This window comes from Micromonospora sp. BQ11 (assembly GCF_052068135.1).
Taxonomy (GTDB): Bacteria; Actinomycetota; Actinomycetes; order Mycobacteriales; family Micromonosporaceae; genus Micromonospora.
This window is the reverse complement of record NZ_JBQHDB010000003.1, coordinates 62489-82228: the sequence shown is the minus strand read 5'-3', so window position 1 is coordinate 82228 and position 19740 is coordinate 62489. Positions and strand designations below refer to the sequence as shown.

The window sequence follows — 19740 nt, the reverse complement described above, 5'->3', positions numbered from 1 at the left end:
GCGCGTGTCACCGCTGCACGCCGAACGTCGTGAAGTACCAGACCGACGAGGTCAGCCACACCCCGATGAGCGCGGTGAAGACGACACCGCCGAGGACCGGCAGCACCCAGCCGGCCAGGCCGGGCTTCGGCAGGGCGAGCATCTTCGTGGTGAACACCCCGAAGAAGAAGCACCCGAGCGCCGAGTGCACAAGCGTCCGCGGGTCGGCGCCGACGAAACCCAGCGCGTACAGGCAGTGCACCGCGACCGGAACGGTCAGCAGGAACGCGATCCGCCCTGACCAGCGGTGCGTGACACCCGCCCAGGACGGCGTGAACCGCCCGAGCCGGCCGTACATCGACAGCGCGGAGAGCACCTGGATGACCGCGAAGAACGCCGCGCCGGTGCCCAGCCATACCTTGACCGTCAGCGGACCGGAGAAGCCGGCGAGGTTGACCGCGATCCCGGTCGGCGGGTGGGTGCGGCCGTAGACGCCCAGCGCCACCACCACACCCGCCCCCACCAGCAGGGGCACGAAGAGCGACGCCCGGCCCGCGCGGGCCGGCGCCGGGTCGGCGAAGGGATCGGCGAACGGGTCGGGCAGCATCTCCACCCGTACGGTCGGCCCGGGGTCCAGGGTGGCCCGTGGCCCGTTTCGGCGGTGGTCCGCCATCACCCACCGGTCCCGGTGCCCGGCACGACCGGCTCGGCGGTGATCCGGACGCCGTTGACGATCGTGGTGCCGAAGGCCGGATCCAGTGGCGGTGCCGACACCGGGCGGCCGTTCCAGGTCACCACGCCGGTCTGCGTGCCGTCGGGCAGCAGGATCCAGCCACCGTCCACCCGCGCGTCGCGCACCTGCGCGGTGGCCCGGTAGAGCGCCGGCGCGTTCCCACCGGTCGCCGTGGCCGTGAACGCCCACGTCCTTCCGCGGCCCGTCACCTCTCCGGTGGCCCGGTTGCCGTCGATCCGCCCGGTCAACCGGGCCCCGTCCTTGCCGGACAGGTCGAGCGCGCCGTCGGTCACGGTGCCCCGCAGCCAGATCTCCAGACTCCGGCCGTCGCAGACGTACGCCGACGCCTTGTCGCCCTTGACGGTGAGGGCGATGGTCGCGCCGCCGTCGAGGCGGCCGGTCCAGGTGCCGTCCACCGCCGGTGCGGGGGACGCCGGCGGGGGTGCCGACCCGGACGACGCCGGCGGGGTGGCCGCCGGCTGCGCGCCGGGGCTGGCCGCCTCGTCGGCAGGGGGCGTCGGCTCCGGCGCCTCCCCGGGCGACGGCGGGTCGGTGGGCGACGCGGGGGCGGCCGTCCCCCCGACCTGGGACTGCGGCGCCGGTGGGGCGGCCTGGGCGCTCATGGTGAACAGCACGGCCGCCAGCGCGCTCCCGGTCAGCAGCGTGAGCAACGGGGTCATCCGCTTCATGGGCATCTCCCTTCCTACGGACGTACGGGCGGGAGCCCCCGGTCGTTCAATCGGTCCCCGGACCTTTCGAACCGAGGCCGTCACGGCTCCGTGGCTATGATCGACAACTCCTGACCGTGAACATGACAGAAACTGCCGTCCGGACCACCCGGACGCGGAAGTGGGGGAGCGGTGACGCGCGAGGCTCGGGCCTTCTGGCTGCGTACGCCGGGCGTCGGCGAGATCCGGTCGGGTCCGCTGCCCACCCCCGGTCCCGACGAGGTGCTGGTCCGCACCCTCTTCTCGGCGGTCAGCCGGGGCACCGAGACGCTGGTCTTCGGCGGGCACGTGCCCGCCGACCAGTACGCCGCGATGCGCGCCCCGTTCCAGGAGGGCGACTTCCCGGCCCCGGTCAAGTACGGCTACCTGAACGTGGGGGTCGTCGAGGAGGGCCCGGAGCGGCTGCGCGGCCGGACGGTGTTCTGCCTGTACCCCCACCAGAGCGCGTACGTGGTCCCCGCCGAGGCCGTGGTCGTCGTACCCGACGGCGTGCCGGCGGCCCGCGCGGTCCTGGCCGGGACGGTGGAGACGGCGGTCAACGCGCTCTGGGACGCCGCGCCCCTGGTCGGCGACCGGGTCACCGTCGTCGGCGCCGGCATGGTCGGCTGCGCGGTCGCCGCGCTGCTGGCCCGCTTCCCCGGCGTACGCGTCGAGCTGGTCGACGTCGATCCGGCCCGCGCCGCCGTCGCCGCCGCCCTCGGCGTCGACTTCGCGTCCCCGGACGACGCCACCGGCGGGCGGGACCTCGTGGTGCACGCCAGCGCCAGCTCCGCCGGCCTGCAACGGTCGGTGGACCTGCTCGCCGTCGAGGGCACCGTCGTCGAGCTGAGCTGGTACGGCGACCGTCCGGTGACGGTGGCGCTGGGTGGCGCCTTCCACTCCCGACGGCTGACCCTCCGGGCCAGCCAGGTGGGGATGGTCGCCCCGGCCCGCCGGGGCAGCCGCAGCTACGCCGACCGGCTGGCCCTCGCCCTCGACCTGCTGGCCGACCCGGTCTTCGACGCCCTGGTCACCGGGGAGTCCCGCTTCGCGGAGCTGCCCGACGTGCTGGCCCGACTGCACGCGGGCGAGGAGTCCGCGCTCTGCCACCGCATCAGCTACGAAGAGGAGTAGACCGTGTTCAGCGTGACGGTCCGGGACCACATGATGATCGCCCACAGTTTCCGGGGGGACGTGTTCGGTCCCGCGCAGCGTCTGCACGGGGCGACGTTCGTCGTCGACGCGACGTTCCGCCGGGCCGACCTCGACGCCGACGGCATCGTCGTGGACATCGGACGGGCCACCGAGCAGCTGCGGGCCGTGCTCGGCGAGCTGACCTACCGCAACCTGGACGAGGAGCCGGCCTTCGCCGGCGTGAACACCACCACCGAGGTGCTCGCGCGCACCGTCGCCGACCGCCTCGCCGACCGGGTGCACGCCGGTGACCTGGGCGACGGCGCGCACGGGCTGGCCGGCATCACCGTCACCCTGCACGAGTCGCACGTCGCCTGGGCCAGCTACGAACGGTCCCTGTGACCGAGGGCCAGGACGGTCGAGCCGTGCACGTGGTGCTGCCGGGGGACATCGACGATCCGGCGTCGCCGAGCGGCGGCAACCACTACGACCGGCGGGTCCTCGACGGGCTCGCCGCGCGCGGCTGGGCCGTCCACGAGCACCCGCTGCCCGGTGGCTGGCCGCACCCGGACACCGCGGCCCGCGCCGGCCTGGGCAGGACGCTCGCCGCGCTGCCCGACCGGAGCGCGGTGCTGGTCGACGGTCTCGTCGCCTCGGCCGTGCCGGCGGAGTTGACCGCGAGTGCCGCCCGGTTGCGCCTGGTCGTCCTGGTGCACATGCCGCTGGAGGACGACGCCGAGCGGGCGGCGCTGGAGGCGGCGTCGGCGGTCGTCGCCACCAGCGAGTGGACCCGGCGGCGGCTCCGCGAGCGGTACGGGCTCCACCTGGTGCACGTCGCCGTCCCGGGAGTGGAGCCCGCGCCGCCGGCCACCGGCTCGGACGACGGCGGCAACCTGCTCTGCGTCGCCGCCGTCACCGGGCACAAGGGGCACGACGTGCTGGTGGACGCCCTGGCAACGGTCGCCGACCGGCCCTGGCGCTGCGTGTGCGTCGGTCCCCTCGACCGGGACCCGGCGTTCGTGGCGGGGCTGCGCCACCGGCTGACCCGACACGGGCTGGCCGAGCGGGTCCGGCTGACCGGCCCCCGCACCGGGGCCGCCCTGGACGCGGCGTACGCCGCCGCCGACCTGGTGGTGCTGGCCTCGCGCGGCGAGACATACGGGATGGTCGTCACCGAGGCGCTCGCCCGCGCGACGCCGGTGCTGGCGACGGAGGCCGGCGGCCTGCCGGAGACGCTCGGCCGCGCGTCCGACGGCACCCGCCCCGGCCTGCTGGTGCCGCCGGACGACCCGGCCGCCCTGGCCGGTGCGCTGTCCCGCTGGCTCGACGACGCCGGCCTGCGCGACCGGCTGCGCCGGGCGGCGGCGGACCGCCGCCACACCCTCGACGACTGGACGGGCACCACCGCCACCCTGGCGCGGGTGCTGGAAGGGACGATCAGAGCATGAGCGTTGACCTGCCGGCGGACTTCGCCGACTGGCTGGCCCTGCGCGAGCCCGCCGACGGGGCCGCCCGCCGGGCCGACCTGGCGGACGCGGTGCGCCGTCGGCTGCCCGCCGGCCCGCTGACCGTCCACGACCTGGGCAGCGGCACCGGCTCGATGGCACGCTGGCTGGCCCCGCGCCTGCCCGGGCCGCAGCACTGGGTGCTGCACGACCAGGACGCCGACCTGCTGGCGCGGGCCGCCGCCACGATGCCCCGGGCCGCCGCCGACGGCTCGCCGGTGACCGTCGAGACCCGCCGGGGCGACCTGACCCGGCTCACCGCCGGCGACCTGGCCGACGCCACGCTGGTCACCGCCTCGGCGCTGCTGGACATGCTCACCGTCGAGGAGGTGGACCGCCTCGTCGCCGCCTGCGCCGGCCGGCCCACCCTGTTGGCGCTGTCGGTGACCGGTGGGGTCGCGTTGGATCCTGCCGACCCGCTCGACGCCGAGATCGCCGCGGCCTTCAACGACCACCAGCGGCGCACCGTCGGCGGGCGGACCCTGCTCGGCCCGGACGCCGTGGAGGCCGCCGCCGCGGCCTTCGCCCGCCACGGCGTCGACGTGGACATCCAGCCCAGTCCGTGGCGGCTCGGCGAGGACCAGGCCGCGCTGGTCGCCGAGTGGTTCACCGGCTGGCTCGGCGCCGCCCACGAGCAGCGGCCCGAGCTGGTCGAGCCGACCCGGGAGTACGCCGAGCGCCGTCGCGCCCAGCTCACCGCCGGGGAGCTGCGCGTCCTGGTCGACCACCGTGACCTCCTGGCCGGGGCGTGAGTGAACCGGTGGCGGCCGGCGTACGTGCCTTCAGAAGGGAAGATCGTCGAGGGGAGGCGTGGATGGACGCGGAGACGACCGGGACGGCAGCGCGACGGCGTTTCGGGCCGTTGGCCCGGACGCTGGTCGGCGTGGGTCTGCTCGCCGCGCTGCTCGCCACGGTGGGCACCGGGCCGGTCCTCGACGGGCTGCGGCTGATCGACGCCCCGGCGCTGGCCGCCGCGCTGGGCATCGGCGTCCTCACCACGGTGTGCTGCGCCTGGCGGTGGAGTCTCGTCGCCGGTGGCCTCGGCGTGCGGTTACCACTGGGCACCGCCGTCGCCCACTGCTACCGGGCGGTGTTCCTCAACGCCACCCTGCCCGGCGGCGTCCTCGGCGACGTGCACCGGGCCGTACGACACGGCCGCGACTCCGGTGACGTCGGGCGCGGTGTCCGGGCGGTGGTCTGGGAACGTACGGTCGGGCAGGTGGTCCTGGCCGTGGTGGCGCTCGTCGTCCTGGCCGCGTTCCCGTCCCCCGTCCAGCCGTTCATCCCGGCGGCGACCGCGGTGCTGCTCGCCGTGGGCGTCGGCGTCGTCCTGCTCGCCCGGATGACGCCGGTGGCGGGCGCGTCCCGCCTCGCGCGGATGCTGCGGGCCGCGACGGCCGACGTCCGAGCCGGCCTGCTCGCCCGCCGCGCCTGGTGCGGAGTGCTGCTGGCCTCGGCGGTGGCGGTCGCCGGGCACCTGGCGACGTTCGTGGTCGCCGCGCGCACCGCCGGTTCCGACGCGCCGCTGACCCTGCTCGTCCCACTCACGCTGCTGGCGCTCCTGGCCATGGGGATACCGGCGAACGTCGCCGGGTTCGGCCCCCGGGAGGGCGTCGCCGCGTGGGCGTTCGCCGCCGCCGGCCTCACCGCCGCCGAGGGCGTCACCACCGCCATGGTGTACGGCGCCCTGGTGCTGGTGGCGAGCCTGCCCGGTGCCGCCGTTCTGCTGGTCCGCCGTGTACCCGTGCCCGCCGGCACCGTCTGACGAGGAGTCCGATGTCCAACCACCCCGCCGCCACGGTCCGCAACCAGGTCACGGTGCCGCTGCGCTTCCCCGACGGCTACGCCACCGCCGCTCGTGTCTTCTCCTTCACCGGTCTGGTCGACGGCCGCGAGCACCTCGCCTTCGGCCTCGGCGACCGCGCCGAGGCCGACCCGCCGTCCCGCGGACTGCCACTGGTCCGCCCGCACAGCGAGTGCCTGACCGGCGACGTCTTCGGCAGCCAACGCTGCGACTGCGGCCCGCAGCTGCGCGAGGCGGTGGAGCGCATCGCCACCGCCGGCGGCTACCTGCTCTACCTGCGTCAGGAGGGCCGCGGCATCGGCCTGTACGCCAAGCTCGACGCGTACGCGCTGCAGGACGCCGGCCTGGACACCTACGAGGCCAACGTCGCCCTCGGACGGCGGGAGGACGAGCGGGACTACACCGTCGCCGCGCAGATGCTCGCCGCGCTGGGCGTGGACCGGGTCGCGCTGCTGAGCAACAACCCCGACAAGGCCGCGCAGCTCGACCGGCTCGGCGTACGCGTCGCGGAGCGCGTGTCCACCGGTCTGTTCCTGTCCCCGGCGAACGCCGACTACCTGGCGGCCAAGGCCAGTCGCGGTGAGCACGTCCTCGACCTTCCGTTCGTCCCGTGACCACCCGCCCGTACGTCCTGCTGAGCTGCGCCACGTCGCTCGACGGCTACCTCGACGACGCCACCGACCGGCGGCTGCTGCTGTCCAACTCCGACGACCTGGACCGGGTCGACGAGGTGCGGGCCGGCTGCGACGCGATCCTGGTCGGTGCGACCACCGTCCGCCGCGACGACCCCCGGTTGCTGGTGCGCTCCGCGCGACGGCGGGCCGAGCGGGTCGCCCGCGGCCGGCCGGCCTCGCCGACGCGGGTCACCCTGACCGGCTGCGGCGACCTCGACCCGACGGCCCGGTTCTTCACCGTCGGCGACACCGAGCGGATCGTCTACTGCTCCTCCTCGGCCGTGGAGAAGACCCGGGACCGGCTCGCCGGTCTCGCCGACGTCGTCGACGCGGGCGAGCCGGTCGACCCGGCCCGGACCCTGGACGACCTCGCCGCCCGGGGCGTACGCCGGTTGATGGTCGAGGGTGGCGTGAGCGTGCACGCCCAGTTCCTCACCGCGGGCCTCGTCGACGAGCTGCACCTCGTGGTCGCCCCGTTCTTCGTCGGTGACCACCGGGCTCCGCGGTTCGCCGGCGAGGGCCGTTTCCCCTGGCACTCGGAGCGACGGGCCCGGCTGGTGGAGGTCCGCCAGATCGGCGACGTGGTGCTGCTGCGCTACGCGCTGTCCGACCGCTGCCCCGACTGACCACCTCCGGACCGGTGTCGTCGACCTGTCGTCCACCGGCCGGGCGTCCCGCCCGCCAGCCGGTTCACGCCGGGGCCAGGCCGAGCGCCTCGTCCACCCGGTCCAGCACCGCGACGTCGTCCTGGCCGACGCCGCGCAGCAGGTCGATCGCCGTCGCCCGGATCTGGCCGACGATCATGGTCAGCGGCAGCGGCGGGTCGGCCCGCAGGAGTCGCGCGGCGATCCGCACCGCCTCCAGGGCGGCCGCGTCGGCCCGCGCGGCGTGCCGTTCGGCGTCGCGTCCGCTCACGCCGGTGGCCAGCGCCTCACCCGCTGCCCGGACGGCGACCGTGAGAGCGTCGATCGCGGTGGCCAGTTCCGGCGGCGTACCGGTGTGCCGCCGGGTCAGGGTGGACCCGGCCCGGGCCAGCACCCGGATGTTGCGGGCGGCGTAGTCGAGCTGCCGTACGGTCGCCTCGACCGCGGCGAGCCGGCCGAGGTGCCGGCGACGCAGCCCCAGCCGGAGCGTCTCGCCGGTGGCCAGCGCCGCCGCCTGCAACCTGCCCACACAGTCGTCCACCTCGCGGGCCCGGTCCAGCGCCGCCCGGGCGGCCGACTCGTCGCACGCCTCCAGCGCCGCGTTCACCTCGTCGAGCAGGTCGGCGAGGTCCGCGTAGGTGCGCCGGGCCTGCGCGACGAGCGGCGCGAGCGGATCGCGGGAGGCCATGAGCTGACTGGCCGCGAGTGCCACGGCCCCACCGATCAGCGCGTCGACGAAGCGGAACGGCATCAGCGTCCCGTTCGGCGCGGCGACGGCGACCAGGTACATGCCGGAGACCGCCGTCTGCACGACCAGGGCCCGGCGTGCCCCTGCGAGCAGCAGCGGAGTGGTGGTCAGCAGCAGCACCAGCAGGACGGTGCCAGTGCCCGGGCCGAGCGCGTACACCAGCAGCTCCGCCACGAGCACGGCGGCGGCGACCGTGAGCAGGATCTCGACGGTCTGCCGCAGCCGCCGGCCCCGCGACTCGCCGAGCACGACCAGCGCGGCGGTCGGCGCGAAGAAGGGATCCGGGTGCCCGATCACCACCGCCGCGAGGATCCACGCGACCGCCGCCGCGGCGGTCAGCTCGACGACCGCCGTCCCGTTGCTGCGCAGCCGCCCGACCGCCTTGCGCCACCGGTTCCGCACGCACGTACCTCCGTCGCCGGGCGGACCGGACCTGGTCGCCGATGATCATTGCGAGGTGGCCACTACCCGGTCCGTGACCTGGTCAACCTCGGGACGTCTGGTCCCGCGACCGCGGGGATCCCCGAGGCGGTCACCTCGGTGTCGTGCCGGATGCCAGTACGGTGGTGCGATGACGGCGGGGATCACGGTGCTCATTTCGGCCGACTTGGAGGGGATCTCGGGAATCGTCCACGTCACGGAGACCAATCCGGGCGGATACGACTACGAGCGGTCTCGCATGCGGATGACAGCGGAGGTCAACGCGGCCGTCGCCGGTGTGCTGGACGCTGAGCCTGATGCGGTCGTGCTGGTGGCGGACGCGCACGGGCCCTACCGGAACCTACTGGTGGAGGAGCTCGACCGGCGTGCTCGACTGGTCCGCGGCAAGCCCCGCCCGCTCGGCATGATGGCCGGGCTCGACGCGGGCGCGGATGCGGTGCTGTTCGTCGGCTACCACGCGCGGGCGGGTTCGGGACCGGCGGTGCTGGCACACACCATGAGCGACGCGGTGCTGGAGGTGCGCCTCAACGGGCGGCCGGTGGGCGAGATCGGCCTCAACGCGGCCCTGGCGGGTCACTTCGGCGTGCCGGTGGTGTTGCTCAGCGGCGACGATGTGGCCTGTGCCGAGCTGCTCGATCTCGTCCCTGGCACGGTGACCGTCGAGGTCAAGCGTGCACTCGGTCAGGCTGCGGCGGAGGTGCTGCACCCCGCTGAGGCACAGGAGCGCCTTCGGCAAGCAGCCAGCCGGGCGGTACGGCAGCGCGGCCAACCGCAGCCGCTGGTCCTGTCAGAGCCCGTCGAGGTCGAGGTCGACCTGTCTGCTCCGTACACTGTGGATCTTGCCACCCTGGTGCCGGGATTCGCCCGTGTCCCTGGCGCGCGTACGGTGACGTTCACCGGTCGGGACATGGCCGAAGCGTACCGAGGAGTTCAGTTGCTTGTGCAGCTCGGCCAGATCAAGCCCGGCTGACCCTGACACGCTGATACCCGCAACAACCTTGCTCGTTCGCGCGGCCCTGGGTGCCCGTGCGTGGTGGTTGGCGCAACAGGGTTGGCTCCCACGCGCGCGGCGTCGCCCTCTCGGCGCGGCCGCACGTGGTGGCGGCCGCCGCGCCGGGCGCACCGCCGACTGAGCCGTGCTCACCGAGCCGCGGAGCCGCCCGGCGGTACGCCGCCGGCGCCGGGCTGCACCAGCCCGGTCTCGTAGGCCAGTGCCACGAGTTGCGCGCGGTCGCGTACCCGCAGCTTGGTGATGATGCGGCTGACGTGCGTCTTGGCGGTCAACGGGCTCATCCGCAGCGCCTCACCGATCTCGGCGTTGCTCCGGCCGGACGCGATCATCGCCAGCACCTCGCGCTCGCGGACGGTCAGTGCGGACAGCCGTTCCGGGGACGAACGGGCCGGGTCCGGCCGGCGGGACAACTCGGCGATGACCCGTCCGGTCACGCTCGGGCTGAGCAGCGCCTCGCCGCCGGCGACGACCCGGACCGCGCGGCACAGCTCCTCCCGGCTGACCGTCTTGGTCAGGAAGCCCTTCGCGCCGGCCCGGATCGCCTCGAAGATGTACTGGTCGGTCTCGAAGGTGGTCAGCACCACGACACGGACGTCGGTGAGGTCCGGGTCGGTGGTGATCCGCCGGGTCAGCTCCAGACCGTCGAGCTCCGGCATCCGGATGTCCACCAGCGCGACGTCCGGCCGCAGCTCGACGGTCAGCCGCAGCGCCTCCCGCCCGTCCCCGGCCTCCGCCACCACCCGGATGTCCGGGTCCCGCTCCAGCAACCCGCGCAGGCCCGTCCGCACCAACTGCTGGTCGTCGGCCACCAGCACCCGGATCGTCACGTCGGCCTCCTTCGCGAGGTCAGATGGTGGAGAGCGGGGATGCCGAGACGGACGTCGCCGGCAGCCACGCCTCGACCACGAACCCGCCGTGCTCACCCGGCCCCGCCGCGAGTGAGCCACCGATGCTGGTGGCGCGTTCCCGCATCCCGACGATGCCATGCCCCTCGCCCGACGTCGGGCCGCGTCCGTCGTCCCTGACCCGTACGCGGACACCCTGGTCGCAGTGGTGCAGCTCGACGGTCGCGGAGGTGGCGTCGGAGTGGCGGAGCACGTTGGTCAGCGACTCCTGCACGATGCGGTAGAGGGCCAGGCCGGCGGCCGGTGCCACGGCCCGGCGGACGCCGGTCTCCACCAACTCGACGGCAAGGCCACTGTCGATGGTGCGCTCGACCAGCGCGGGCAACTGCTCCACGCCGGGGGCCGGTGTCAGGCTCGCCTGCGGCGGTTCGTCGCCGCCCCGCAGCACCCGGACCGCGGCCTGCAACTCGCCGATCGCCTCGACGTTGACCCGACGGGCGGCGTCCAGCGCCTCCTGCGCGGCGTCGGGATCGTCGTGCAGCAGCTCACGGGCCAGTCCCGTCTGGATGGCGACCACGGCCAGGGCGTGCGCGGTGACGTCGTGCAGCTCCCGGGCGATGCCGAGGCGCTCCTCGATGAGCCGCCGGCCCACCTCGCGGTCGCGGTGCTCCTGCTCCATCCGCAGTCGGGTCCGCAGCTCCCGGGTCCACATCTCCCGGTTGCGGTTGGCGGTCGCCAGCGCGAGCACCAGCGCCAGCAGCACCGACTCGCGGAGCGCGCCGTCGAGCACGTCCAGCGGCAACCGCTCCGACCACGCGATCCAGGCGATGGAGATGAGCAGCATGGAGCCGCCGACCAGCGCCGCGACGAGCATCCGGCCGGCCCGGGCGACGGTGTAGAGCGGGACCAGCAGCGGCCAGATCGGCGAGACGCTGGGGAAGTCGGTCAGGTTGTAGACGACGACCGTCAGCAGGGAACCGACCAGGACGCCGGTGGGCCACCGCCGGCGGACCAGCAGCATGCCGCCGAGGATCACGCCGAACAGGTACGCCGCGAGACTCGACGAGCGGCTCGTCGGCTCGGTCGCCACCGAGGTGGAGACCGTGATGGCCGCGCCGCCGACGCCCGCCACGAGCAGGTCGACCCACCATGTGGAGCGGGTGGGTCGGGATGGCGAGGGGGCCGTCATCGACTGTGTGCACCTCCGTGCCGCATCGGCACCGTCTCAGCCCCCGTGGTCGTGGACCTGCGGCAGCCGGTCGCTGCGGACCAGGGCCTGGTCCGCGTCGGACACCGTCACGAACTGCCCCATCATGCCGGAGTCCTCGTGCGCGAGCAGGTGGCAGTGGAACATGTACGGGGTCCGCGGGTCGGACCACGACAGGAACGACACCGCGAGGGTGACCGTGGTGCCCGGTGCCACGTAGACGGTGTCCTTGGCGCCGTGCAGGTGTGCCGGCGGCGTCCGGCCGTCGATGTCGAGGACGTGGAACGACGCCCCGTGCACGTGGAAGTTGTGCGGGATGGACTGGCCGTTGACGATCTCCCACCGCTCGACCGTCCCGGCTCCGACGACCCGGTCCAGCCGCCGCATCTCCATGGTCCGGCCGTTGAAGGTGAAGTCGCCCATGGTCAGCCGGAAGGGGTCGCCGGTCGGCGTCGGCGCGGGAGTCCGCTCGGCCAGCACCTCGGGCAGCGCGAGGCTGGGGCGCAGCGTGCGGGCCGCGACGAATTTGACCAGGTCGTGCTCGTCGTCCCCGCCGGCCAGCCGCTCGTAGGCGAAGGGGGCCCGCAGGGGCGGCGGGAAGCTCTTCATGACCACCTCGTCGCCCGGCGCGAAGCGGACGACGATCTCGGCGCGTTCGCCGGGGGAGAGCAGGAGCCGGTTCATCCGTTGCGGCGCGTCGATCAGGCCGCTGTCGACGGCGATGAGCGCGAACTCCCGGTCGTCAGTGAACCCGACGTGGTAGATCCGGGCGTTGGAGCCGTTGAGCAGGCGAAACCGCGCCAGCTCGGTGGTCACCTCGAACCATGGGTCGTACGTGCCGTTGACCAGGATCCGGTCGCCGAGCAGGCCGGTGACGGTGAGCCCGCCGAAGGTCAGTGCCGACTCGTCGAGGCTGCCGTCGTCGGCGATCTTCTTGTCCTGCACGATCAGCGGGACGTCGTCCACCCCGTACCGGCCGGGCAGCGGCAGCGCGTCCGTGACCGGATCGTCCACGAGGAACAGGCCGGCGACGCCCCGGTAGACGTGCTTCGCCGTGGCCTGGTGCAGGTGCGGGTGATACCAGAGGGTGGCGGCCGGTTGGTCGACCGTCCAGGACGGCTGCCACGTCGTGTCCCGCTCGATCGGCTGGTGCGGCCCGCCGTCCATCTCGGCCGGCAGGTGCATGCCGTGCCAGTGGATCGTGGTCGGCTCGGGAAGGTGGTTGGTGACGTCCACCGCGACGCGGTCGCCGCGTCGCGCCCGGAGGGTCGGCCCGAGGTAGGTGCCGTTGGCTCCCCAGGTGTCGGTGCGGGTGCCGGGCAGGAACTCGGTGGACCCCTCCCGCAGATCAAGCCGGAACCCCCTGCGCCCGTCGCGGTCGGTGGTGGGGTCCAGCAGTGGCGGGATCCGGAGGCGGTTGCGGAAGGAGAGGGTGCCGGTGTTGCTCCGGCCGGCGTCCGCCCAGACCCACCCGGCGAAGCCGGCGGCGGGCGCGACGAGCACGATGCCGGTGGCGGCGAGTCCCTTGAGTACCGCACGGCGGCGGGGATGCTGCCCGTTCACCGGCGGGCTCGGCCCCGCTGGCTCCACGCCATCATCAGCACGCCCACCGCCGCGGCCCACCAGCCGACGAGGACCTCGGGCATGGGCACGAGCTTCGGGTCCTCCAACCACACGTCCGGTGGCACGAAGAAGAGACCGAGGTTGAAGACGATGCCGAGGACGGCCACGGCCAGGCCCACCCACAGCAGGGGCCGGCGCAGTCGGGGCCGTCCCCCCGTCCGGCTGTCGTTCATCGTCGCTCCCGTCGTCGTCGGTACGCCTCGAAAAGCTACGCAGCGACGAGCGGTGTGGCGTCCGCCGGCGGGAGACACTTTCACTACTCCCGCCGGTGTACGCCGGCGTGTCCGGCCTCAGGGAAGGCTCGGGGTCGACCCTCGGTCCGCGGCGACCGTGGGCCGGACCGCCGGGAGGCGGCGCCGCGCGGGCACGACCAGCGGGGTGCCGGTCTCCGGGTCGTCGATCACCCGGCAGGGCAGGCCGAACACCTCCTCGACGAGAGCGGCGGTGACCACCTCCCGGGGCGGGCCGGCGGCCACCACCCGTCCGTCGCGCATGGCGATCAGGTGGGTGGCGTACCGGGCGGCGTGGTTGAGGTCGTGCAGCACCGCCACCAGCGTCCGCCCCTGCTCCTCGTGCAGCCGGGCGCACAGGTCGAGGATCTCGATCTGGTGGGCGATGTCCAGGTAGGTGGTCGGCTCGTCCAGCAGCAGCAGCGGCGTCTGCTGGGCCAGGGCCATGGCCAGCCAGACCCGCTGCCGCTGCCCACCGGACAGCTCGTCGACCGGGCGGTCGGCGAGGTCGCCGACGCCGGTCGCGGCCATCGACTCGGCGACCACCCGTTCGTCCTCACGGGACCACTGCCGCAGCAGCCCCTGGTGCGGGTACCGGCCGCGGGCGACCAGTTCGGCGACGCCGATGCCCTCCGGCGCGACGGAGGACTGCGGCAGCAGCCCGAGGGTCCGGGCGACGGCCCGGGCCGGGCGACGGTGGATGTCCTCGCCGTCGAGCAGCACCGCCCCGGCGGTCGGTCTCAGCAGCCGGGACAGTGCCCGCAGCAGGGTGGACTTGCCGCAGGCGTTGGGACCGATGACCACCGTGAACGAGCCGTCTTCGACGGTGACGGTCAGGTCCTCGGCGATGGTCCGCCGCTCGTAGGCGAGGGTCATCGCCGTGCCGCTCAACCGGGACATGGGTGCTCCGTTCTCGTCGCGGCCGGCGTCGCCGGCCGGCCCCGGGATGGTGGCCGGCACCGCCGGCCCGGCGGTCGTGGCGGTCACAGCCGGCCGGCCCGACGCTCGGTGGCCAGCAGCCAGACGAGGTATCCGCCGCCGAGGACACCGGTCACCACGCCGACGGGCAGCTGGTGGCCGGGAACGGCCCGTTGCGCGATCTGGTCGGCGGCGACCAGCAACAGCGCGCCGACGGCCGCCGAGGGCAGCAGGTTCGGTCCGGGCGCGCGGGTCAGCCGTCGCGCCAGGTGGGGCGCGGTCAGCGCCAGGAAGGAGACCGGCCCGGCGGCGGCCGCCGCGAGGGAGACCAGCAGGACCGCCGCGGCGAGCACGACCAGCCGCAGGCGTTGCACGCGTACGCCGAGCGCGCTCGCGGCGTCGTCACCCATCTCGACCAGTCGCAGGGCGGGACCGTTGGCGAGCAGCACCACCGGCACCAGCACGGCCAGCGCGACCAGCAGGGGCACCGCGTTCGACCAACCGCGCCCGTCCAGGCTGCCGGTGAGCCAGAGCACCGCGCGAGCGGCGTCCATCAGCGGGGCGCGGGTCAGCAACCACCCGTTGACGCCGGTGAGGACGGCCGCCACGCCGATGCCGACCAGGATCAGCCGGTAGCCGTGCACGCCCCGCCGCCAGGCCAGCGCGTACACCAGCACGCCGGTGGCGAGGCCGCCGGTCAGCGCGGCGCCGGCCAGCATGGCACTGCCACCGCCGAGCACCACCACGACGAGCGCGCCGGTCGCGGCTCCCTGGGTGAAGCCGAGGATGTCGGGGGTGCCCAGCGGGTTGCGGACCAGCGACTGGAAGACCGCGCCGGCCAGGGCGAGCGCGGCGCCCACCGCGACGGCGGTGACCAGCCGGGGCAGCCGTAGCTCCGTCACGATGAAGTCCTCGGCGGGGGAGCCGCCGCCGGCCAGGGTGCGCAGCACGTCGACGGCGCTCATCGGGTAGTCGCCGCTGCCGATCGCGACGACGCCCAGCGCCACGGTCAGCAGCGCGCACGTCGCGCCGACCGCGAGCGCGCGGGGACGCAGCCGCAGGGACAGCCCACCGGGGGTACGCAGGACGATCACGGGTGCGCCACCGGTCGACGCAGCACCAGCCAGAGGAACAGCGGCCCGCCGAGCACGGCGGTGACCATGCCGACCTGGAGCTCGCCCGGCCGGCTCAGCACCCGGCCGAGCACGTCCGCGCCGAGCAGCAGCACCGGAGCGAGCACCGCGCAGTACGGCAGCAGCCACCGCAGGTCCGGCCCGGTGAGGGCGCGGACGAGGTGCGGCACCAGCAGGCCGACGAAGACGATCGGTCCGCAGGCCGCGGTGGCCGCGCCGCAGAGCAGGGTGACCGCCACGATCACCGCGCCGCGCACCAGGGCCGGCCGGGCACCGAGGGCCCGCGCCGCGTCGTCGCCGAGCGCCAGCGCGTTGAGCGGACGCGCGACGGCCAGCGCGACCAGCAGCCCGGCCGCCAGGAAGGGCGCGACCGTCCGCACGGTGCCGATCTCCGCGCTGGCCAGGGAGCCCACCGTCCAGAACCGCAGCCGTTCCAGCGACGCGGCGTCGAGCAGCATCACCGCGCTGACGTACGAGTAGAGGGTGGCGTTCAACGCCGCGCCGGCCAGCGCCAGTCGGGCGGGAGTGGCACCTCGCCCGCCCCCGACGACGTAGACGGCGGCGGTGACGACGGCCGCGCCGAGCATCGCGAACCAGACCTGCCCACCGATCGACCCGACACCGACCAGCGCGGCCCCGGTGGCGACCGCCGCCGAGGCCCCGGCGTTGATGCCGAGCAGTCCGGGGTCGGCGAGCGGGTTGCGGGTGAGCGCCTGCATCACCGCGCCGGCCACGCCGAGCGCGGCACCGGCGAGCAGGCCGAGCAGCGTACGCGGCAGGCGCATCCGGTGCACGACGGCGTACTCGGCGGCGTCGCGGTGCAGCAGGCCCTGCCACACGTCGGCGAGCGGGAGCTGCTTCGCGCCGACCGCGATGCTGAGCACCGCCACGGTGCCGAGCAGCAGCACGGACGCGGCCAGGCCGGCGGCGCGCCCGGCGGTACGGCGTCGGGCCGGTGGCGGCGGGGGTGCGGCGACGGGAGCCGTGGGTGGTGAGTGTGTGACGGACAGTGTGGGCTCCGATGTGGTGCGGGATCGCCGGACGGGTCTTGACAGCGACTTAGGTTAGGTTAACCTAACCGCGCTGTCCATGGTCATCCGCGACCCTGATCGAAAGACGACACCATGCCGCATTCCGTGCCCGCCTCCCGACTCTCCCGCCGCGGCCTCCTCGCCGCCGGTGGGGCCGCCACCCTGGCCGCCCTGCTCGGCGCCTGCGGCCGTGACGACACCTCCTCCGGCCCGTCGGCCGGGAGCTCGGGCGGCCCGTGGTCGTTCACCGACGACCGGGGCACGAAGGTCGACGCGGCGGCCGCCCCGACCCGTGTCGTGGCCTTCACCGGGGTCGCCGCCGCACTGGTCGACTTCGGACTCGACAAGCAACTCGTCGGCGTCTTCGGGGAGACGAAGCGCGCCGACGGCACCAAGGACCCGCAGGCCGGTGACCTGAACGTCGAGGGCGTGGAGATCCTGGGCAACGTCTGGGGTGAGTTCAACCTGGAGAAGTACGCGGCCCTGCGCCCCGACCTGCTGGTCACCCACATGTACGACCCGGGTGCCCTGTGGTACGTGCCGGACGAGAGCAAAGACAAGATCCTCCCGCTCGCGCCCAGCGTGGCCGTCACCACCGCCCGGGTGCCGATGACCAAGCCGATCGAGCGGTACGCGCAGCTCGCCGGGTCTCTCGGCGCCGACCTGTCGGCGAAGAAGGTGACCGACGCCCGGGCCCGCTTCGACGCCGCCGCCGAGTCGGTGCGCCAAGCCGTGCAGGCCAACCCCGGCATCAAGGTCATGGCCTGCTCGGGCAGCCCCGACCTGTTCTACGTCTCCAACCCGAAGGTGAGCACCGACCTGATGTACTTCGCCGAACTCGGCGTCGACATCGTGGTCCCCACCAAGCTGGAGGCGGGCGACTACTTCGAGGCCCTGAGCTGGGAGAACGCCGGCAAGTTCCCGGCCGACCTGATCCTGCTGGACAACCGCAGCACCGCCCTGCAGCCCAAGGACCTCGCCGCCCGGCCGACCTGGGCCCAGCTTCCGGCGGTCCGGGCCAACCAGGTCACCCCGTGGGACGCCGTGCCCCGCTTCTCGTACGCCGGTGCCGCCCCGCTCCTGGAGAACCTGGCCAAGGCCATCCAGGGCGCCCGGAAGGTCAGCTGATGGCGACCAGCACCACCGCCGAGCCGGTCGCCCTCCAGTACCGCTTCTTCGCCGCCCAGGTGGTCGCCGTGCGTACCGTCGGCACCTCGCTGGTACGGGTCACCCTCGGCGGTCCGGACCTGGCCCACTTCGCGGGCGGTGGCCGTGACCAGAGCGTGTCGGTGTTCCTTCCGCACCCGGGTCAGGGCGAGCCGGTGCTGCCGGACGAGGCGGAGGAGGACTGGTTCACCGCGTACCGGACGATGGACCCGGACGTGCGGGCGGTGATGCGCTCCTACACGATCCGGGAGCAGCGACCCGGGGCGTCCGAGGTGGACATCGACTTCGTCCGGCACGGCGGCACCGGCCCGGCCACCCGCTGGGCGGGCCGGACCCGCCCCGGCGACCGCGTCGTCCTGCTCGGGCCGGCCGTGCACGACAACCGCAGCGTGTGCTTCCGGCCGCCGGACGACACCGACCACGTGCTGCTGGTCGCCGACGAGACCGCCCTGCCGGCGGTCGGTGGCATCCTCGCCTGGCTGCCCGCCGGCATCCGGGTGCGCGCCTTCGTCGAGGTCCCCGACCCGGGCGACATCCAGGACCTGCCCACCGACGCCCACGCCGAGGTGCGCTGGATCGTCCGCGGGGGCACTCCCGCCGGCAGCAGCCTGCTCGCCGACGCCGTCCGCGCCGCACGGCTACCGGCCGGCACACCGTACGCCTGGATCGCCGGCGAATCGGCCATGGTCCGCGCGGTCCGGCGCCACCTCGTCACCGACCGCGGCCTGGACCGCCGCCGGGTCACCTTCTCCGGCTACTGGCGGCGCGGCCTGTCCGAGGAGGACGTCCGCAGCGAGGCGCTGGCCTCCGCCGCCGCCTGACAACGGGAATCAGAACTCCTGGTACATCACGTGCAGGCCCACCCGCCCGTGCGTCGGGTGCCGGAACGCGCCGGGCACCGTGCCGACCACCGCGAAACCCTCCCGCCGGTACAGCTCCACCGCGCTCGTGTTGCACTCGACCACCGCGTTGAACTGCATCCCCGCGTACCCCCGGGCGCGGGCCCAGGCGAGCGCGTCGCGGCAGAGGGCGGTGCCCACGCCCCGGCCGCGCGCCGTCCGGGCCACCATGAAGCTCGCGGTGGAGACGTGGTCGCCCGGCCCGGGCCGGTTGGTGCCCATCTTCGCCGTGCCGAGGACCGTGTCGCCCTCGACCGCGACGACGGTCCGCGCGGGCGAGGGCTCCACCCACAGGGCGTACGCCTGCTCGGCGCGCAGCTCCGGGTCGTACGTGAAGGTCTCCCGCGCCCGCACCACGTCGGCGATGATCGGCCACACCCGGGGCCAGTCCCGTTCGTCGAACTCGCGGATCCGCACGGTCCGGACGCTAGGTCCGCCGCTCCCCGGCGGCAACGCCATTTCCGTGCGGGCTCTCCGTCCGCAGTTTCCGTTGGAGTTTTTTCGTCGGGGCGCATCCACGGGGCCGGGGCCGGACGAAGCATGGGTCGTGACGACAGTCACGCATCGAGTCGCTTCGACGAAAGGCCCGCTGATGAACATCGCACGACTCGCCGCCCGAGTGGCGGTGGGCGCCGTGGCCACCGCGCTGGCCACCACCGCCGTCGCCGTACCGGCCGCCCAGGCCGGCGCCAAGAAGCCGCTGGGCACGAATTCCCTCGCCCAGGTGCTCCTGGCCGACAAGAGCGGCTTCGACCACAACCCGCGCGACTTCGACGTCCTGACCAAGGCCGTGCTGGCGGTGCTGGAGGCCAAGCCGGACTCGGCGGTCAAGGTGCTCACCGACGGCAACGTCGCGCTGACCGCGTTCATCCCGAACGACGGCGCCTTCCAGCGGCTCGTCCAGGACCTCACCGACGCCTACCCCCACCTGCCGAGCGAGAGCGCCACCTTCACCGCCGTCGCCGGCCTCGGCATCGACACCGTGGAGAACGTCCTTCTCTACCACGTGGTGCCGGGCGCCACGATCGACCGCAAGACCGCGGTCAAGGCCGACGGTGCGGAGCTGACCACCGCGCTCGGCCCGACGATCGAGGTCGACGTTCGCCACTACCCGCACTACAAGCAGGTGCGGCTGATCGACGCCGACACCGACGACCGTGACCCGCGCGTCGTCGTCTTCGACGTAAACAAGGGCAACAAGCAGATCGCGCACGCCATCGACCGGGTGCTGCGCCCGGTCGACCTGGACTGACGTACGCCATGAGGGTGGCGCCGACGCGACGTCGGCGCCACCCTTCGTCGTGCC

General features: G+C 74.3%; 22 protein-coding genes. 11 read left to right on the top strand and 11 right to left on the bottom strand.

The genetic code is table 11. The features are described from left to right. Nucleotides 1–7 precede the first annotated feature (7 nt). Entirely contained in the window at nucleotides 8–586 is a 579-nt protein-coding gene (locus tag ACTMSW_RS07560; RefSeq protein WP_441180186.1) for a DUF6529 family protein, read from the bottom strand. 65 nt (nucleotides 587–651) lie between these two features. After that, nucleotides 652–1401 carry a hypothetical protein gene (locus ACTMSW_RS07555; protein ID WP_441179775.1) on the bottom strand — a complete coding sequence of 250 codons (750 nt, stop codon included), beginning with the start codon at nucleotides 1399–1401 and terminating at the stop codon, nucleotides 652–654. 171 nt (nucleotides 1402–1572) lie between these two features. Here ACTMSW_RS07555 and ACTMSW_RS07550 point away from each other — a divergent pair, with 171 nt between their 5' ends. From ACTMSW_RS07550 to ACTMSW_RS07520, 7 genes are all read left to right on the top strand, one after another. Continuing rightward, nucleotides 1573–2553 carry a zinc-dependent alcohol dehydrogenase gene (locus ACTMSW_RS07550; RefSeq protein WP_441179774.1) on the top strand — a complete coding sequence of 327 codons (981 nt, stop codon included), beginning with the start codon at nucleotides 1573–1575 and terminating at the stop codon, nucleotides 2551–2553. Between the two features lie 3 nt (nucleotides 2554–2556). Further along, complete coding sequence (locus ACTMSW_RS07545) at nucleotides 2557–2955, top strand: 6-pyruvoyl trahydropterin synthase family protein (protein ID WP_441179773.1); 399 nt, start codon at nucleotides 2557–2559, stop codon at nucleotides 2953–2955. Continuing rightward, nucleotides 2952–4001, top strand: a complete 1050-nt coding sequence (locus ACTMSW_RS07540) for a glycosyltransferase family 4 protein (protein WP_441179772.1) — start codon at nucleotides 2952–2954, stop codon at nucleotides 3999–4001. Before ACTMSW_RS07545 ends, ACTMSW_RS07540 begins: the two co-directional genes overlap by 4 nt. After that, the gene (locus ACTMSW_RS07535; protein ID WP_441179771.1) at nucleotides 3998–4810 is read left to right on the top strand and encodes a methyltransferase domain-containing protein; all 813 of its coding nucleotides are present in this window, start codon (nucleotides 3998–4000) and stop codon (nucleotides 4808–4810) included. Before ACTMSW_RS07540 ends, ACTMSW_RS07535 begins: the two co-directional genes overlap by 4 nt. Nucleotides 4811–4872: 62 nt before the next feature. Next, entirely contained in the window at nucleotides 4873–5823 is a 951-nt protein-coding gene (locus ACTMSW_RS07530; protein WP_441179770.1) for a lysylphosphatidylglycerol synthase transmembrane domain-containing protein, read from the top strand. Between the two features lie 11 nt (nucleotides 5824–5834). Next, nucleotides 5835–6476, top strand: a complete 642-nt coding sequence (locus ACTMSW_RS07525) for a GTP cyclohydrolase II (protein WP_441179769.1) — start codon at nucleotides 5835–5837, stop codon at nucleotides 6474–6476. Then, entirely contained in the window at nucleotides 6473–7162 is a 690-nt protein-coding gene (locus ACTMSW_RS07520) for a RibD family protein (RefSeq protein ID WP_441179767.1), read from the top strand. Before ACTMSW_RS07525 ends, ACTMSW_RS07520 begins: the two co-directional genes overlap by 4 nt. A gap of 64 nt (nucleotides 7163–7226) precedes the next feature. Here ACTMSW_RS07520 and ACTMSW_RS07515 read toward each other — a convergent pair whose 3' ends face one another. Continuing rightward, entirely contained in the window at nucleotides 7227–8330 is a 1104-nt protein-coding gene (locus tag ACTMSW_RS07515) for an FUSC family protein (protein ID WP_441179766.1), read from the bottom strand. A 169-nt stretch (nucleotides 8331–8499) separates the two neighbouring features. Between ACTMSW_RS07515 and ACTMSW_RS07510 the strand changes: the two genes are divergently transcribed. Further along, nucleotides 8500–9339: a M55 family metallopeptidase gene (locus ACTMSW_RS07510; RefSeq protein WP_441179764.1), complete on the top strand. Its 840-nt coding sequence runs from the start codon at nucleotides 8500–8502 to the stop codon at nucleotides 9337–9339. Nucleotides 9340–9509: 170 nt separating this feature from the next. Here ACTMSW_RS07510 and ACTMSW_RS07505 read toward each other — a convergent pair whose 3' ends face one another. The 7 genes from ACTMSW_RS07505 to ACTMSW_RS07475 form a co-directional block, all read right to left on the bottom strand. After that, on the bottom strand, nucleotides 9510–10208 hold the full coding sequence (locus ACTMSW_RS07505; RefSeq protein WP_441179763.1) for a response regulator: 699 nt from the start codon (nucleotides 10206–10208) through the stop codon (nucleotides 9510–9512). A gap of 19 nt (nucleotides 10209–10227) precedes the next feature. Continuing rightward, nucleotides 10228–11415, bottom strand: a complete 1188-nt coding sequence (locus ACTMSW_RS07500) for a histidine kinase (RefSeq protein WP_441179762.1) — start codon at nucleotides 11413–11415, stop codon at nucleotides 10228–10230. Nucleotides 11416–11451: 36 nt separating this feature from the next. Beyond that, complete coding sequence (locus ACTMSW_RS07495) at nucleotides 11452–12996, bottom strand: multicopper oxidase family protein (protein WP_441179761.1); 1545 nt, start codon at nucleotides 12994–12996, stop codon at nucleotides 11452–11454. Further along, the gene (locus ACTMSW_RS07490; protein ID WP_441179760.1) at nucleotides 12993–13229 is read right to left on the bottom strand and encodes a hypothetical protein; all 237 of its coding nucleotides are present in this window, start codon (nucleotides 13227–13229) and stop codon (nucleotides 12993–12995) included. The genes ACTMSW_RS07495 and ACTMSW_RS07490 overlap by 4 nt, the downstream gene beginning before the upstream one ends. A gap of 117 nt (nucleotides 13230–13346) precedes the next feature. After that, nucleotides 13347–14162: an ABC transporter ATP-binding protein gene (locus tag ACTMSW_RS07485; RefSeq protein WP_441180185.1), complete on the bottom strand. Its 816-nt coding sequence runs from the start codon at nucleotides 14160–14162 to the stop codon at nucleotides 13347–13349. Between the two features lie 107 nt (nucleotides 14163–14269). Beyond that, entirely contained in the window at nucleotides 14270–15298 is a 1029-nt protein-coding gene (locus tag ACTMSW_RS07480) for a FecCD family ABC transporter permease (protein WP_441179758.1), read from the bottom strand. After that, on the bottom strand, nucleotides 15295–16392 hold the full coding sequence (locus tag ACTMSW_RS07475) for a FecCD family ABC transporter permease (protein ID WP_441180184.1): 1098 nt from the start codon (nucleotides 16390–16392) through the stop codon (nucleotides 15295–15297). Before ACTMSW_RS07475 ends, ACTMSW_RS07480 begins: the two co-directional genes overlap by 4 nt. Nucleotides 16393–16461: 69 nt before the next feature. On the opposite strand from ACTMSW_RS07475, the gene ACTMSW_RS07470 reads away from it, so the two are divergent. Both ACTMSW_RS07470 and ACTMSW_RS07465 read left to right on the top strand, forming a co-directional pair. Next, the gene (locus ACTMSW_RS07470; RefSeq protein WP_441179757.1) at nucleotides 16462–17496 is read left to right on the top strand and encodes an ABC transporter substrate-binding protein; all 1035 of its coding nucleotides are present in this window, start codon (nucleotides 16462–16464) and stop codon (nucleotides 17494–17496) included. Further along, a complete protein-coding gene (locus ACTMSW_RS07465; RefSeq protein WP_441179756.1) occupies nucleotides 17496–18356 on the top strand; it encodes a siderophore-interacting protein in 861 nt (286 codons plus the stop codon). Before ACTMSW_RS07470 ends, ACTMSW_RS07465 begins: the two co-directional genes overlap by 1 nt. Before the next feature lie 9 nt (nucleotides 18357–18365). On the opposite strand, the gene ACTMSW_RS07460 is transcribed toward ACTMSW_RS07465, so the two are convergent. Next, nucleotides 18366–18851, bottom strand: a complete 486-nt coding sequence (locus ACTMSW_RS07460; RefSeq protein ID WP_441179755.1) for an N-acetyltransferase family protein — start codon at nucleotides 18849–18851, stop codon at nucleotides 18366–18368. A gap of 175 nt (nucleotides 18852–19026) precedes the next feature. On the opposite strand from ACTMSW_RS07460, the gene ACTMSW_RS07455 reads away from it, so the two are divergent. Further along, a complete protein-coding gene (locus ACTMSW_RS07455; RefSeq protein ID WP_441179754.1) occupies nucleotides 19027–19686 on the top strand; it encodes a fasciclin domain-containing protein in 660 nt (219 codons plus the stop codon). Nucleotides 19687–19740: the final 54 nt, after the last annotated feature.

What these genes read in the sequence shown, in the direction of transcription:
- ACTMSW_RS07560 (WP_441180186.1), bottom strand. Translation starts at nt 586, where the DNA reads ATGCTGCCCGACCCGTTCGCCGATCCCTTCGCCGACCCGGCGCCGGCC.
- ACTMSW_RS07555 (WP_441179775.1), bottom strand. Translation starts at nt 1,401, where the DNA reads ATGAAGCGGATGACCCCGTTGCTCACGCTGCTGACCGGGAGCGCGCTG.
- ACTMSW_RS07535 (WP_441179771.1), top strand. Translation starts at nt 3,998, where the DNA reads ATGAGCGTTGACCTGCCGGCGGACTTCGCCGACTGGCTGGCCCTGCGC.
- ACTMSW_RS07530 (WP_441179770.1), top strand. Translation starts at nt 4,873, where the DNA reads ATGGACGCGGAGACGACCGGGACGGCAGCGCGACGGCGTTTCGGGCCG.
- ACTMSW_RS07525 (WP_441179769.1), top strand. Translation starts at nt 5,835, where the DNA reads ATGTCCAACCACCCCGCCGCCACGGTCCGCAACCAGGTCACGGTGCCG.
- ACTMSW_RS07510 (WP_441179764.1), top strand. Translation starts at nt 8,500, where the DNA reads ATGACGGCGGGGATCACGGTGCTCATTTCGGCCGACTTGGAGGGGATC.
- ACTMSW_RS07500 (WP_441179762.1), bottom strand. Translation starts at nt 11,415, where the DNA reads ATGACGGCCCCCTCGCCATCCCGACCCACCCGCTCCACATGGTGGGTC.
- ACTMSW_RS07490 (WP_441179760.1), bottom strand. Translation starts at nt 13,229, where the DNA reads ATGAACGACAGCCGGACGGGGGGACGGCCCCGACTGCGCCGGCCCCTG.
- ACTMSW_RS07485 (WP_441180185.1), bottom strand. Translation starts at nt 14,162, where the DNA reads ATGACCCTCGCCTACGAGCGGCGGACCATCGCCGAGGACCTGACCGTC.
- ACTMSW_RS07470 (WP_441179757.1), top strand. Translation starts at nt 16,462, where the DNA reads ATGCCGCATTCCGTGCCCGCCTCCCGACTCTCCCGCCGCGGCCTCCTC.
- ACTMSW_RS07465 (WP_441179756.1), top strand. Translation starts at nt 17,496, where the DNA reads ATGGCGACCAGCACCACCGCCGAGCCGGTCGCCCTCCAGTACCGCTTC.
- ACTMSW_RS07455 (WP_441179754.1), top strand. Translation starts at nt 19,027, where the DNA reads ATGAACATCGCACGACTCGCCGCCCGAGTGGCGGTGGGCGCCGTGGCC.